Origin of the sequence: Oceanobacillus phoenicis, from assembly GCF_047238145.1 — a bacterium.
Lineage (GTDB): Bacteria > Bacillota > Bacilli > Bacillales > Amphibacillaceae > Oceanobacillus.
In genome coordinates this window covers 1,724,439-1,739,286 of sequence record NZ_JBDFME010000001.1, presented here as the reverse complement: position 1 = coordinate 1,739,286, position 14,848 = coordinate 1,724,439, and the positions used below count along the sequence as shown (strand labels likewise).

Sequence of the window (14,848 nt, the reverse complement as noted above, 5' to 3'; positions counted from 1 at the left end):
ATCCAGTTACTTTGATAATAATTCTCTACTAATAATTAACTTCATCACTTCTGATGTACCACCATAAATCCGTTGGACTCGTGCATCCGCATAAGCTCGGGCTACAGGATACTCTAGCATATAACCATAGCCTCCAAATAACTGTAGACAACGATCAATCACTTCACCCTGTACTTCCGTACAGCTTAGTTTTGCCATACTAGCTGTAGCTGTGTCTAAACTTCCTTCTATACATCTTGTAGTACATTCATCGGCAAAAGAACGTTGGACACGTACTTTGGTTTGCAACTCAGCCAAGGTGAATTGTGTATGCTGTAATTGGTCGAGCGTTGTTCCGAATAACTCTCGCTCTTTCACATAAGTAACCGTGTCAGTAAGTACACCTTCCATACAAGCAACGGCACAATTCGCAACAATTAGCCGTTCACGAGGTAATTCGTTCATTAACACGGAGAAACCTTGATCTACTCCTCCGAGAATATCTCGATCATCTAACAGAATATCTTCAAAAAATAACTCCGAAGTATCACAAGCATGTAATCCTATTTTTTCAAGATTTTTCCCTTTAGTAAAACCATCCTTACTTGCGTCAACGATAAACAGCGATATTCCTTTCGATGGTTTTACATCCAATTTCGTTTTCGCTACAACAATCGCAAAGTCACAAAGCTGACCATTCGTAATAAATGTTTTAGAGCCATTTAATACATATCCACTCATTGCCTCATCAAAATTTGCTGTTGTTTTTATCCGTTGGAGATCACTTCCGGCACCCGGTTCAGTCATTGCGATTGCACCAACTAATTCTCCTGAAATCATTTTTGGTAAGTAATATTTCTTTTGTTCTTCGGTTCCATATTGGAGGAAATAGTTTGCGAGAATCGTATCATGTACCGATAAATTTGCAGCTATCGAACTATATCCTTGACGACAAAACGTCTCTATTATTGTCGTGGAATAAAGAAAGCTAGCTCCTATACCGCCATATTCTTCTGGTACCTCTGCTAGCAGAAAGCCTTGTTCTCCTAACTTATTCCAAAATTCTCTCGGTACCATTCCTTGTTCTTCCCACATGCTATAAAATGGAGCGACCTCCTGTTTGCAAAAAGACTCCACACTACGTTTTAGTAAATCTAGTTCTGCTTGTTTCGATGAAGAGATAGATAAATTCATTACTGGTCTCCTCCTTTTACTTTCCTTTAAAAGCAGGTTTTCTTTTTTCAAAAAAGGCAGCAATTCCCTCTTTATTATCTTCCGATTGTAAAAGTAATGTTTGCACAGCTAATTCCTGTAAGTCATTCGTATCTTGGTTGTATTCACTGGCATGATTCACCATATGTTTTACAAATTGATTGGCTAACGGCGGACCTTGTACAATAAATTGCGCAAATTCCGTTGCCTCTTCTAATAGATTTCCTTCCACCACACGGTTTACTATTCCTCGCTCATAAGCTTCTTGCGCAGATACTGGTCTACCAGACGAAATCCATTCTTTTGCAACTGCAGCTGGTAGTTTATCAGCGAGACCTTTTAACAGACCTAAGTCAGGAATAATCCCTACATTTGTAAAACTACAAGCAAAACTTGCATCTTTCTTAGCTACAATAAAGTCGGCCGCGATTGCAATACTAAATCCTGCTCCAGCTGCAAATCCATGTACGGCACTGATGACATATTTATCTAAGTCTTTCATCGTTTGAATGATTTGCAATGCTTTCTTCATATAATTCATAATTTGAGCGGAATTATTTAATGTGTTTAATACTTGCAAATCCCCACCAGCTGAAAAGCCTTTTCCTTCACCAGTCAATATTACTGCCTTTACTTCAGGGTCTTTCTCCGCTTGGTGTAAGGCTGCTATTAATTCTTCCGCCATTTCTATTGATAATGCATTTCTTTTTTCTGGTCGATTCATTGCTATATAAGCGATTTGGTTTTCTTTTTGATAATGAACTGTAGACGTTATTGTCATTTTTCCACTCCTTACTTTTGCTCAATAGCAATTCCGATTTTATTTTTCGCCTGCTCATATTGTTGCTGTAGTTCATCAACTACTTGTTGAATTGACTGTACTTTTGTAGTTCCTGCGACACCTTGACCAGCACCCCAGATGTCTTTCCACGCTCTGATTGATGGATCTCCAAGCTCAGAGAAATCTATCTTCTCTTTTTTTGGTAGTTTATTAGGGTCAAGTCCTGACTTTACTATACTTGGTATCAAGTAGTTTGCTGGGATTCCACTAAATGCTGGGGTATACAGTATATCTTTACTAGTAGAATCAATCGTTGATTGCTGATATTCTTCATTTGCTCCACTTTCTTCTGTTGCAATAAAATGAGTCCCGATATAAGCAAAATCAGCCCCTAATATTTGCGAAGCTAATATCTGCTCCCCTTGAGAAATAGCCCCTGCTAGAGCAATTGGGCCATCAAAGAACGTCCGAACTTCTTGAATAAAAGCAAACGGATTTAATGTTCCGCCATGACCACCCGCACCATTAGCAACTAGAATTAATCCGTCACTTCCTTTTTCTAAGGCTTTTTTGGCAAATTTAAGGTCGATCACATCAGAGAGCACCATTCCACCGTATGAATGTACAATTGAAACTACTGGAGATGGATCACCTAAAGATGTAATGACTATTGGAGCTTGATGTTTTTCTATTAATTTTAAATCCTCGTAGAATCGCTTATTCGATGTATGACTAATAAAATTAATCCCCCAAGGTGCTATTTTTTTATTAGGATCTTCTGCTCTTTTTTCAACTAAAGTTGTATTAATTTCTGTCATCCACTCATCCAAAATGTCTGTAGTACGGGCATTTAATGCTGGAAAAGTACCGATGATCCCCGCTTCACATCCACGAATCACCATATTCGGATTTGAAATTAAAAACATCGGTGCCATCATTACCGGTAATGTCATTTGATTATTAATATCTGTTAATTGCATAATAATTTCCCCTTTTTTCTATTTGAGTCAATTTCATAATTGGAATGATAATAATGTTCGGATTATAGCTATAACTTGGCTTTGATTGTAATGGAAGACGGCGACTCCTGCAGGAATAGCGCGAGTCGAAGATCCACTTGAAAAGTGTTCTTCTTTTCAAGTTAGCTGAGGCCGTGCCTGCGGAAAGCGTCCGTCTGTAATGAAAATCAAAACAGTGAACATTCGGATTTCACACAAAATATTTAATTATTAAATTGACTCATTATTTTTTACTCATCTTTTATAGATAAAGCCTCTTTCACTTGGTCTCTCAATGCCTTTTTCAGGAATTTACCAACTGAGGTTTTCGGAATTTCCTTCATAAATATCACTTCATCTGGCAACCAAAATTTCGCAAATTGAGGTTGTAAAAATTGTATTATATCTTCTTTTGTTAGTTGTGTTTTTTCTTTGCATACTACACATGCAACTGGACGCTCTTGCCATTTAGGATCTGGTATTGCTACTACGGCTGCTTCGAATATATCTTCATGTGCCATTAAAGCGTTTTCTAAATCGACAGAAGAAATCCATTCTCCTCCGCTTTTAATAAGATCTTTTGTACGATCTACAATTTTGATGGTACCTTCTTCATCCAACGTGACCACATCTCCAGTATGCAACCACCCATCATGAAATGCGTCTCCACTACGATCATCTTTATAATATTGATCAGCAATCCATGGACCTCTAATTAATAATTCACCCATATCTTCTCCATCTCGGGCAATGTCTCCATTTTCATTTATCGCTCTAATTTCAATCCCTGGTACGACCATGCCTTGTCTGGAACGTAATTCCAGCCGCTCTTCCCCGTCCATACTGTGTTGATAGCTTTTTAATCTAGATACGGTAACTAAAGGTGACGTCTCTGTCATCCCGTACGCATGCAAAAATGGTATATTGTACTTTGTTTCAAACGTTTTTATCATACCCTTTGGAGCTGCAGATCCCCCACAAAGAATGTTTCTTAAACTTTTCATCGAGTAATTTCCTGACTCTAATTCTTTTAACAAACCTAACCAAATCGTTGGTACTCCTGCAGTAGTTGTCACTTCATAATCATCAATTAATTGGGCTAACACTTGTGGTGTTGGCATTGGACCTGGTAATACTTGTTTTGCTCCTAACCAAGTAGCTGCAAAGGGCATTCCCCAGGCATTCACATGAAACATCGGTACCACAGGCATTGTTGTATCCATTTCTGATAATCCGACTGTATCTGTCATTCCTAAAGCCATACTGTGTAAGTAAATACCACGATGTGTATACACAACACCTTTTGGTTTTCCGGTTGTTCCTGAGGTGTAACAAATTCCTGCAGGGTCTTCTTCGTTCAGTTCAGCAGTAAATTCATACTCCGTATTTGCTCTTTCTAATAGTGCTTCGTAGGAATAGACAGAACTTAAACTAGTTTCTGGAAGGTTTTCTCGATCTGTCATAACAATATAAGCTTCCACATGTTCTAATTGATCCTTCACTCTCTCAATCAACGCCAATAAATCTTCATCAACTAAAATCACTTTATCTTCAGCATGATTAATAATATATACGAGATCTTCTTGGGCTAACCTAATATTTATTGTGTGTAAAATTGCTCCCATACTAGGAACAGCAAAATATGCTTCAAGGTGACGATGGTGATTCCATGCAAATGTCCCCACCCGATCGCCTTTTTTTATACCAAGCGACTCCAAAGCATGACCAAGGAGCTTCATACGTTGTACCGTCTCTTCATACGTAAATGTCTGTATACCAGCTAATGTTCTTGAAATCACTTCTTTCTTTGGAAAATATTTTTCCGTATGTTTAATCATCGATGCTAAAGTTAATTGCGTGTTCATCATAACAATCTATCCCTTCACTATTTTTTAGATTGATTGAAAAAACTGCATCATAATGATTTATTTCATGGTTCTTGCTGGGTTTAATAACTCTTCATTATGTTCACCAAGAGATGGCGCATCAGACCGAATTTTTCCTGGAGTCTCTGACATCTTAATCGGGATTCCGATTTGTTTCATCCCTCCTCTATCAATAATCATCTCTCGGAAAGAGACATGTGGATCTACTACAAGTTCATCTAGAGTTTGTAATGCTGTAACACATGCATCTTCCTCATTAAATAACACCATCCATTCATCTAATGTTTTTTTCTTAATGATAGTTTGGATAGATGTAATCATTTCTCGTTGAATCTCAAGTGAAGCATGTAATTTTGATATATATTCATACTTACCTATTACTCTACAAAAATTTGTCCAAAATTTATCTTCTAATCCTCCCATGGATAGATATCGGCGATCTTTCGTTTCATATATTTGATAACAAGCATAACCACCATAAAGCAGGGATTTTTCTCGTTCCATCGACTGCCCATGGAACGTAGCAGGTAACAACATATGCAGCCAAGATACTGCCCCGTCTAACATGGATACATCTATATACTGTCCCACTCCTGTATTTTGACGATGGATATATGCCATTAATATTCCGATTAATGCTGGATATGCTCCTGTACCAATATCTGCAATTTGAACGGAAGGTAATACTGGTTTTTTCCTATTATCACTCATCAATTGCAGGATACCAGCAGTGCTTAAGTAATTAATATCATGTCCTGCTTTATCTTTATACGGCCCTTTCTGTCCATAACCAGTTAGAGAACAATAAATTAAACTAGGCTGATATTCTTTTAGTGTGTCGTAATCAAGTCCAAGCTTTTTCATCACTCCAGGACGAAAAGATTCGATTAAAATATCAGCACTAGATAATAATTCTAGAAAACTTTGTTTATCCTCTTCATCTTTTAAATCAAGACAAACACTCTTTTTGTTTCTATTTAAAGACTGAAAAAACACACTGTCTTCGTTTCCAAATTTAGGATCAAAATCACGTAGATAATCCCCACCATTTGGTTGTTCTATCTTAATTACCTCCGCTCCAAAATCCGCTAGCATCATCGAACAATAAGGACCAGGAAGTAGCCTCGTTAAATCTAATACTCTTATATTGGATAGCGGCATATTGTTCCTCCTCTTTACTATTCATCTAATCTTTCAATAATAGTTGCATTTGCCATCCCATGTCCCTCACACATAGTTTGAAGACCATATCTTCCACCTGTTCTTTCCAATGTATGTAACATGGTAGTCATTAATCGGGATCCACTAGCACCAAGTGGATGCCCTAAAGCAATCGCACCTCCATCTTGATTCAATTTCTTTGGATCCGCTCCCGTTTCTTTCAACCACATCAATGGTACAGAAGCAAATGCTTCATTCACTTCAAATACATCAATGTCATCTAACTTTAATTTTGCTTTTTCAAGCACCTTTTTTGTAGCTGGAACGGGACCAGTTAGCATTAATGTTGGATCTGATCCAATTACAGAGCGCGCAATAATTCGAAAGCGTGGTTTAAAACCCAGTTCTTCTGCCTTCTCTCGCGACATAATCAATAATCCAGCTGCACCATCACTAATTTGACTCGCATTTCCGGCAGTCACACTACCATTCTTCTCAAACGGCGACGATAACCCAGCTAATTTTTCCATCGAAGTATTTTCTCTTGGGCCTTCATCAGTATCAATAGTCACTTTTGTTCCATCAGATCTTGTAATTTCTACTGACATAATCTGATCGGAAAAATAACCGTTGTTTCTTGCTTCAATTGCTTTTTGATGACTTTCTAACGCAAATAAATCCATCTCTTCTCTGGAAATATTCCATTTCCTTGCAATTCTCGCTGCAGACAATCCTTGATTAATAATCTCGTAATTCGATGTCAACGATTTACTTAACTTTACTCCCTGTTGATTCGATCCCATAGGAACTCGCGACATACTTTCTATTCCAGCAGCGACAACTATATCCATGTCCCCACTTACAATTGCTTGTGCTGCAAAATGAATGGCTTGTTGACTCGAACCACATTGACGATCAATCGTAGTACCCGGAACTTCTATCGGGTATCCAGCGATTAAAGCTGCTTGCCTACCAATATCAAAGGCTTGTTCTCCACTTTGAGTGACACAACCCATAATGACATCTTCAATTAATCCTGAATCCAATCCAGTGCGAGTTATTAATTCTTTTAAAGGCATTGCTGCCAAATCCTCTGCTCTAATTTCACTAAGTGAACCGTTTCGCTTTCCAACAGGTGTACGAACCGCTTCTACTATTACTGCTTCACGCAAGCGAACTCCTCCTTTTAAATGATTTTGATTTCCTTTATCATAAGGGAAAAAGGAAGTTACTGGGACATAACAAAAAGATCTGATCAAAAGACGGATACGTAGCTTTTCGCACGCTATCGCTTTTTTTGTCTAGCTTTAGCGTCCAGCAACTAGTAAACTTCACACTTCTTCACTACGATAAAGAAGACTTGCAGAATGTTATGATGCTTAGTCGCACTTATACCCTTGTGGTGAAAGTCAATATCGATTCGCTTAAGCTCATCGTATTTCCTTTATCTCATTGCGAAGTGCTCCAGTTTATACGTTGCTTTTCGGACGCTATCACTTTTCTTACTTTGGTTGCATTCGGATGGCTCCGTCAAGTCGTATTACTTCCCCATTTAACATTGGATTTTCTATAATGCTTTGTGCGAGCTTTGCATACTCAATTGGTTTTCCTAAACGTGATGGAAAAGGTGTCATTTTCCCTAATTCTTCTTTTGCTTTCTCTGGTAACTTTTCAAATAACGGTGTTAAAAATAAACCAGGAGCAATGGTCATAACCCGAATACCATGGGTAGATAAATCTCTAGCAATAGGAAGCGTCATACCTGCAACGCCCCCTTTTGAAGCACTGTATGCTGCCTGTCCAATTTGACCTTCAAAAGCCGCTACGGAAGCCGTATTAATAATAACTCCTCGTTCTCCCTCTTCGTTTGGTTTATTTAGTGCCATTTTATCAGCAGCTAATCGAATCACATTAAACGTTCCAATTAGGTTAATTTCTATTACATTTGTAAAATGTTTTAAGGAATGAACTCCTTTTTTTCCAACCGTTTTTTCTGCAATTGCAATACCAGCACAATTAACAACTGCATGAATGCCGTTACCTTGTTCCACGACATCATCCAATGCTTGTTGAACACTAAATTCATCAGTTACATCAACTTGATAATAACGAACGCCATCTCCCAACTCTGTTGCTAATCGTTCTCCATTCTCTTTATTCAAATCAAAAATGGCTACTTTTCCACCTTTATTTTTTAGTCTTCGCACGGTTGCTTCTCCTAGACCTGATGCACCACCAGTAACTACTGTTGTCATTTGTTTTATATTCACAAACATTCTCCTTTTCAGGCTTGTTTTACTAATACATTTAATAGATATTCGGTTATTTGTTCTAGCATATCTTGCTTCTATTTCTTGCCCTCGTTCTTATACCATTGCGTCAACCAATTCATTGCTCCTAAATAAATATTACGCGTGATTTTCGGATCTAATGCTTGAAATACGCCTTCTTCTATCCCATTTACTATTAAATGATCCAATAATTCCGTATAGTTTCGATGGAGTTGTAGAATGATTTCTAATTGTTGATGTGAAAAAAATTGCTCAGGTTTATGCATGAGTTCAAATCCATATTGATCATCTAACAGATGGTCCATATGTGCGATCATTGCATTTTTTAATTTTTCTCTTGGGTGTAAAGGTTGCTTGTGGATGTTTTTTAAGTTTTCAATGCTATTTTGAAGAAGAAGTTGGTGGCTTTGAAATAATAAATCTTGTTTATCCTGAAAATAATAGTATACAGTGCCCTTCGTAATTAAAAGCTTAGCAGCAATGTCTTCTATAGTCGTGCGATAATAACCTTTTTCAGCAATAATTTGCATTGCTGAATGTATGATCTCTTTCTTTTTTTTCTCTGTTTTCTGTTCACGTAGAGACAAAAGATCCCTCCTTTTCTCTTCTTTTTTTGAAATCGCTTTCATAATTATATTCTAGTAAGTATAATTTTGAATGTCAAGTATAATTTCTGAAAATTTAGTCATGAAGTTGTTTATTCAGTCGAGGTATACTGACTGTTGTAGAGGATAAATTTTAGTAGTATATCTTTCTGTAAAAAAAAGCAGATAACTATCCGCCTATTCTCAATAAACGCTGTTATCTGCTTAATCGTTACCTATATTAAGTCGTAAGGACAACCATGATTTGAATATATGACATTACAACAATATAAAAGGCTAAGGCAAACCAACCATTAAAACGCAGGCCATTTTTAAAACCGCTAAGTCCGTTAGAACCACTTAATATAATGATCGGCATAATTACTGGGGACAGCATTATAGAAATTGAACTTCCCAAGGTTACTGCCAATACAATTAATTCAGGTGGGTATGGCAAATGTATTGATTGTAAAATCCCTGCAACGAGTACCATCACTGTTAATGGTCCAAGTCCAAAGAATCCTAAAATGATTACCATAATCGGCAATAAATATAAAACATTAATAAACGGTAGTACATTTTGGATAGAATAAATGCCATTCACTACATTTTCAGCAAACGAAGTATGGCCTAGTGATGCAATTAACATTCCCGCACCTAGCATTACACAAAGTTGATAAGACTTGCTTGCCATTTCATCTTTAATATAACTCGTTGCGATCTGCGTCAATTTATATACTCTACGTTTGATTACGTAATAACATACAATCCAAACTACAATCGTTAATGGAATTAGAACTAAAAGTTCTATTTCAACAAAAAAGCTCAGTATAAAAATCGAACCAAATAAGGTAATAAATAAAATAGCAAATTCACGTACTACTCGATTCATTTCTTTTTTATTTTTAGAATGATGCAGAACTTCATCGATTTCTTTTTGCAAACCTGCAGTGAAGTCTACTTGGTATCGTTTCTGTTCTTTCGTAGTAAATACAAGTGCTAACAGCGTACCGAATATAGCTGCTGCAACCCCCTGTATAATAGCTGAACTTAAAGAAGCGTCCATAATTTCAACAACATAGGCAAACGATGGAATACTCAACACCCACATAACCGAAAGAGCAAACCCACGAAGTAATGCAGTTCCTTTAAAATATTCCCAAGCTTCTCCTTTTTCATCCTTTAAAATCATACTTACAAATTGATACATCATTGGAATCGCACCAAATAATAAGAAGTAAGCAATGATTTGAGTAAAGGAGACCATACCAAGGTAGAACTTTCTGCTGGAATTTAACAACCGATGCCCGAAGCCGATAATTGATTCTAAAAATGCTTCTTCTCGTAATACCCAACTGACCATAGGAATTACTACCAACAAACCGATCATATTGCGCATTTGCTGGAGCCCTTCTCTAAGTCCATTTATGAGATTCGTATCTGTAAAAAGAAAAATTACAATCCCTGTTACGAATAGCCCTAACGGCATTTTTAAATTTGAAGGTCCATAATAAAATGTAGCGAATAAAACAATCGCAAATCCACAAACCGCCATAATTAGCACTAAGCTATCTAACTCTTGGAAATACGTAAAGAAATGAAGGAGAGTGAAACCTATAATTCCTGTTGTTAAACCTGTTGTTACAAATCGATTACGCATATAATTAACTCCTATACAATTACTTTCTATATTTAACTATACACCCTTTGTCAAACCAAATTTCATGATATCGAGCTTCCGGGTATTTAAAAACCATAGGAGAAATTTATTTGATTATAGGATTGTAAATCTGTGGTGAATTGTCTATTCACCACTTTTTTGGATTTCTCGAGTTGTTTTGGTTGATAGACCATGTCTATTCACTACTTTTTTGGATTTCTTGAGTTGTTTTGGTTGATAGACCGTGTCTATTCACCACTTTTTTGGATTTCTCAAGTTGTTTTGGTTGATAGACCGTGTCTATTCACTACTTTTTTGGATTTCTTGAGTTGTTTTGGTTTTCCCCCATTAACAGAAACTCTACGAATAGCAAAAGCTAATCATCCCTATGCTGGAATGATTAGCTTTCATTAATTCATCTTATTTTTTTCACTCAATATTAAAGATTAAGAAATTGCTAAATAACGCAAAAAGCTTTCTTGGCTTTTATATAGTTGCTGTGCCTCAGCCAAAGAAATTAATTCAAATGTAAATGTAGCTCCACTCATTCTCTGAATAACCTGTGGTAAATCGACAGAGATCACTGTGGCTATACGGGCATAGCCTCCGGTGGTTTGCCGATCAGCTAATAAAATGATTGGTTGCCCATTTGCTGGAACTTGGATAGTACCTGGCAATATGGCATCTGAAATAATATCCGCACTGTTTTCACAAATATGTGAAATGGACTCTCCTTCTAAACGATATCCCATTCGATCTGATTGTGAAGACATTTTATATGTAGAAGCAAAAAAAGTATCGTACGTAGTTGATGAGAAAAGTTGCTGATCCGGCCCTTTAATTACTCGAATCGGTCGTTCATTGTCGTAATCGGGAATATCATTATATTTTAATTGTCTACCAGAACGAGCATTTACCCCATAACTATCATGATTCTTAAGAATATCTCCTTTTTGCAGATATCGGCCATGAAATCCACCCAATCCAGCCTTTACAAAAGTAGATTTACTTCCCATTACTGTTGGGACATCAATTCCTCCTGCTACAGCTAAATAAGCATAGCTCCCATGTACTGGTTGCCCAAAAGTAAGAACTTGTCCTTTACGAGCTTTGTAAGAACGCCACGGATGAATCGGTTGATTATCTAACTTTGCAGATAAATCCGCTCCACCAATTGAGAAAATAATATCTTCTAGAATTTTAATTTTTGGTCCCATAATTACGATTTCTAAGCCAGCTTCCGTTCTTTCATTTCCAACTAATACATTGGCAACTTGAAGCGCAAAAGCATCCATCGCTCCTGATACAACCACTCCGTATTGCTGATATCCAGCTCTCCCAAGGTCTTGTACTGAAGTAGCTAATCCAGGCTTTATCACTTCGAAACATTTAACCATGATGCTTTCCTACTTTTTTAATAGATATACCTTGGTTTTTTAGTTCGTGTGATAACTGTCTAGAGAACTCCAATGATTTTGGGCCATCACCGTGTACACATATTGTATCAGCAATTATACTGACATCTGTTCCATCAACTGCTTTAACTTTATTTTCTTTTATCATTCGTATCACTCGTTTTACGGCTTCCTCCGTATCGTGGATCATAGCATTCGTTGACGTACGAGGAGTTAGGCTTCCATCTGGCTGATAAGTTCGATCAGCAAAAACTTCATTCGCAACTTGAAGTCCAACATCTTTTCCCATTCGAATCAATTCTGAATTGGCAAGCCCGAACAAAATTAAATCTGGATTATAATCATATACTGCTTGTGCAATATCTTTAGCGATTGCCGAATCCTTTGCTGCCATATTATATAGAGCTCCATGAGGTTTGACATGGTGAAGATCGTACCCTTTCACCTGTGCAAAAGCTTGTACTGCTCCAATTTGATAGATCGTTAGTTGATAGACTTCTTCGGGTGAAATTTGCATTGGTCTTCTGCCAAATCCGATCAAGTCTTGTAACCCTGGATGTGCACCGATGGCTACGTTATTTTCAATCGCCATCTTAACTGTACGGTGAATAATATTATGATCGCCAGCATGATACCCACATGCAATGTTAGCTGAAGTAATGAATTCCATTACTTCTTCATCCTGTCCAATTGTATACGCACCATAACTCTCACCAATGTCACTATTTAAGTCTACTTGAAATTGCATCGTCATTTCCCCCTAAGATTTATAATTCTCTATCGTAGGATGAAAACTTCCTGTCTCCACCTTTTTTGTAATCTCGTCGAATTCTTTACGTTCAACTGGTATAAAACGAATATAATCTCCTGCTTTCAATAGTATCGGATGCTCATTCTCAGGATTATATAAAGAAATTGGAGTCTGACCAATAATTCTCCAACCACCTGGCGACTCCAATGGATAAATTCCTGTTTGCTCTCCTGCTATCCCAACACTACCTGCTGGAATACTTCTCCTAGGTTTTTCTAGACGTGGAGTAGCAATTTGCTCTGGTAGCCCCCCCAGATACGGAAAACCAGGTATAAATCCCATCATATAGATAAGATAATCGGAACTAGAATGAAGTGACACTAATTCTTCTGTAGTTATCTTATGATACTGTGCCACATCATCTAAATCCGGACCTTTTTTCCCTCCGTAATAAACAGGAATATGAACTACACGAGCCGGAGAGATTTCTCCATTATGCATTTTTTCTTTTACATTAAAAATCTTTTCCTCCAATGAATCATAAACAATTTCAAACGGATCATACCAAATCGTCACTGCTGTATAGGTTGGAATCCATTCAAGCACCCCTTCGATACGCGATTTTTCTAAAACGGTACAGAAATCTCGTATCTGGTCATTGACCACTTTTTGAATAGACTCCCCAAATTGAATTCTTACTCCTCTATCCCCATAGGGTTGAACCTCAAACATCTTGAACCAACCACTTTCTGTGAATTTTACATATTAAATAATTGTGGGATTTGAGTGATTAATGTTTGGATACCTAAATAAGTAGTTAATATAACTACAATAGCCCCAAAGACAGTTAACCAAACTGGATGTTTATATGTTCCCACGATTGATTTTTTATGTGCTGCAAATAGAATGGAACCTAATGTTAATGGTAAAATCAATCCATTTACCGCACCTGCTAATACTAATAATAAAGCAGCGTCTCCGATGAACACAAATACAACGGTTGAAAAAAGAATAAAACCAATTATCCAATAACGGTAGTGTTCATCAATTTTTTTATGGAACGTACGTAAGAACGAAACAGACGTGTAGGCTGCACCAATCACAGAAGTAATACCCGCAACCCATAGTGCTAAACCAAATAATCGTAAACCTATTTCACCTGCAGCATGTTGGAATACAGATGCTGCAGGATTGACTGGATCAAGTCGTAAACCAGCAGAAACTACACCAAGAACTGCTAAAAACAACAGAACACGAATTAAAGAAGCGACAAGAATTCCCATAACCGATGTTCGTGTTACTTCAGGTATACTCTCTTTACCGGATATACCTGCATCGAGCAATCGATGTCCACCTGAGAATGTAATATAACCACCGACAGTTCCACCAACAACTGTAATAATTGCGTAGACATCTAATTCAAGTGGTATAAATGAGCGATGAATTGCTTCACCTACTGGCGGTTGACTGACAACCATCACATATGCAATCAGCAAAATTAATAATCCACCGAGCCATTTTACAATTTGGTCCATTGCTGCACCGGCTTCTTTAGATATGAATACAAAAATTGCAATACCTGCCGTTATAATTGCCCCGAGTCTAGGGTCAATACCTAACAATGCATTGGTTCCTAAACCGGCACCTCCAATATTACCAATATTAAATGCTAGTCCACCAATAACGACAAAAATGGCTACGACAAATCCTAAACCTGGTAATACTTCATTGGCAATTTCTTGCCCCCGTTTCTTTGAAACTGCAATTATTCTCCATACGTTTAACTGTGCCCCTATATCTAAAATGATTGACGCTAAAATAACAAACCCGAAACTAGCTAATAACGTTTCCGTAAAAACAGCAGTTTGAGTCAAAAAACCTGGTCCGACAGCTGAAGTCGCCATCAAAAAGGCTGCACCAATCAAGGAATTTCTTCTATTCTTTTTTTCTTCCTTTGACATCAATTGAGGATCTTTTTCCATGATGTCCACACTCCTTCCAATATATTTATTAACAGCGTTTAGTTTCTCCGATTTAACTTAATTTATTTGATAATCCCTAAGAAATGGAAGGTGGCTGGAAAATTTCAACTCATTATATCACAGGATATTTTTTATGACACCCCGAAAT

At 37.2% G+C, this 14,848-nt stretch carries 13 protein-coding genes; all 13 read right to left on the bottom strand.

Annotated features, from left to right (window positions below; all coding sequences use genetic code 11):
* Positions 1–6 precede the first annotated feature (6 nt).
* Positions 7–1,173, bottom strand: a complete 1,167-nt coding sequence (locus ABC346_RS08710; protein WP_413234483.1) for an acyl-CoA dehydrogenase family protein — start codon at positions 1,171–1,173, stop codon at positions 7–9.
* Between the two features lie 16 nt (positions 1,174–1,189).
* Positions 1,190–1,972 (bottom strand): enoyl-CoA hydratase/isomerase family protein, encoded by a 783-nt coding sequence (locus ABC346_RS08705; protein ID WP_413234482.1) that lies wholly within the window; start codon positions 1,970–1,972, stop codon positions 1,190–1,192.
* 11 nt (positions 1,973–1,983) lie between these two features.
* A complete protein-coding gene (locus ABC346_RS08700; protein WP_413234481.1) occupies positions 1,984–2,952 on the bottom strand; it encodes an NAD(P)H-dependent flavin oxidoreductase in 969 nt (322 codons plus the stop codon).
* Between the two features lie 269 nt (positions 2,953–3,221).
* Positions 3,222–4,838, bottom strand: coding sequence for a long-chain fatty acid--CoA ligase (locus tag ABC346_RS08695; RefSeq protein ID WP_413234480.1), 1,617 nt, complete (start codon positions 4,836–4,838; stop codon positions 3,222–3,224).
* 57 nt (positions 4,839–4,895) lie between these two features.
* A complete protein-coding gene (locus tag ABC346_RS08690) occupies positions 4,896–6,017 on the bottom strand; it encodes a CaiB/BaiF CoA transferase family protein (protein WP_413234479.1) in 1,122 nt (373 codons plus the stop codon).
* 17 nt (positions 6,018–6,034) lie between these two features.
* Entirely contained in the window at positions 6,035–7,189 is a 1,155-nt protein-coding gene (locus tag ABC346_RS08685; protein ID WP_017797849.1) for a thiolase family protein, read from the bottom strand.
* A gap of 330 nt (positions 7,190–7,519) precedes the next feature.
* Positions 7,520–8,287 carry a 3-hydroxyacyl-CoA dehydrogenase gene (locus tag ABC346_RS08680; RefSeq protein ID WP_413234478.1) on the bottom strand — a complete coding sequence of 256 codons (768 nt, stop codon included), beginning with the start codon at positions 8,285–8,287 and terminating at the stop codon, positions 7,520–7,522.
* A gap of 77 nt (positions 8,288–8,364) precedes the next feature.
* Positions 8,365–8,895, bottom strand: coding sequence for a TetR/AcrR family transcriptional regulator (locus tag ABC346_RS08675; protein WP_413234477.1), 531 nt, complete (start codon positions 8,893–8,895; stop codon positions 8,365–8,367).
* Positions 8,896–9,133: 238 nt separating this feature from the next.
* Positions 9,134–10,552 carry a hypothetical protein gene (locus ABC346_RS08670; RefSeq protein ID WP_413234476.1) on the bottom strand — a complete coding sequence of 473 codons (1,419 nt, stop codon included), beginning with the start codon at positions 10,550–10,552 and terminating at the stop codon, positions 9,134–9,136.
* A 446-nt stretch (positions 10,553–10,998) separates the two neighbouring features.
* A complete protein-coding gene (locus ABC346_RS08665; protein WP_413234475.1) occupies positions 10,999–11,949 on the bottom strand; it encodes a 5-oxoprolinase subunit C family protein in 951 nt (316 codons plus the stop codon).
* Positions 11,942–12,715 (bottom strand): LamB/YcsF family protein, encoded by a 774-nt coding sequence (locus ABC346_RS08660; protein WP_413234474.1) that lies wholly within the window; start codon positions 12,713–12,715, stop codon positions 11,942–11,944. The genes ABC346_RS08665 and ABC346_RS08660 overlap by 8 nt, the downstream gene beginning before the upstream one ends.
* A gap of 12 nt (positions 12,716–12,727) precedes the next feature.
* The gene (pxpB, locus tag ABC346_RS08655; protein WP_413234473.1) at positions 12,728–13,450 is read right to left on the bottom strand and encodes a 5-oxoprolinase subunit PxpB; all 723 of its coding nucleotides are present in this window, start codon (positions 13,448–13,450) and stop codon (positions 12,728–12,730) included.
* A gap of 26 nt (positions 13,451–13,476) precedes the next feature.
* Positions 13,477–14,700, bottom strand: a complete 1,224-nt coding sequence (locus ABC346_RS08650) for an NRAMP family divalent metal transporter (RefSeq protein ID WP_413234472.1) — start codon at positions 14,698–14,700, stop codon at positions 13,477–13,479.
* Positions 14,701–14,848 lie beyond the last annotated feature (148 nt).

Excerpts from the sequence above, each read along its gene's own strand:
- ABC346_RS08695 (WP_413234480.1), bottom strand. The coding sequence starts at position 4,838 with ATGATGAACACGCAATTAACTTTAGCATCGATGATTAAACATACGGAA.
- ABC346_RS08700 (WP_413234481.1), bottom strand. The coding sequence starts at position 2,952 with ATGCAATTAACAGATATTAATAATCAAATGACATTACCGGTAATGATG.
- ABC346_RS08660 (WP_413234474.1), bottom strand. The coding sequence starts at position 12,715 with ATGCAATTTCAAGTAGACTTAAATAGTGACATTGGTGAGAGTTATGGT.
- ABC346_RS08705 (WP_413234482.1), bottom strand. The coding sequence starts at position 1,972 with ATGACAATAACGTCTACAGTTCATTATCAAAAAGAAAACCAAATCGCT.
- ABC346_RS08710 (WP_413234483.1), bottom strand. The coding sequence starts at position 1,173 with ATGAATTTATCTATCTCTTCATCGAAACAAGCAGAACTAGATTTACTA.
- ABC346_RS08690 (WP_413234479.1), bottom strand. The coding sequence starts at position 6,017 with ATGCCGCTATCCAATATAAGAGTATTAGATTTAACGAGGCTACTTCCT.
- ABC346_RS08650 (WP_413234472.1), bottom strand. The coding sequence starts at position 14,700 with ATGGAAAAAGATCCTCAATTGATGTCAAAGGAAGAAAAAAAGAATAGA.
- ABC346_RS08665 (WP_413234475.1), bottom strand. The coding sequence starts at position 11,949 with ATGGTTAAATGTTTCGAAGTGATAAAGCCTGGATTAGCTACTTCAGTA.
- pxpB (WP_413234473.1), bottom strand. The coding sequence starts at position 13,450 with ATGTTTGAGGTTCAACCCTATGGGGATAGAGGAGTAAGAATTCAATTT.
- ABC346_RS08670 (WP_413234476.1), bottom strand. The coding sequence starts at position 10,552 with ATGCGTAATCGATTTGTAACAACAGGTTTAACAACAGGAATTATAGGT.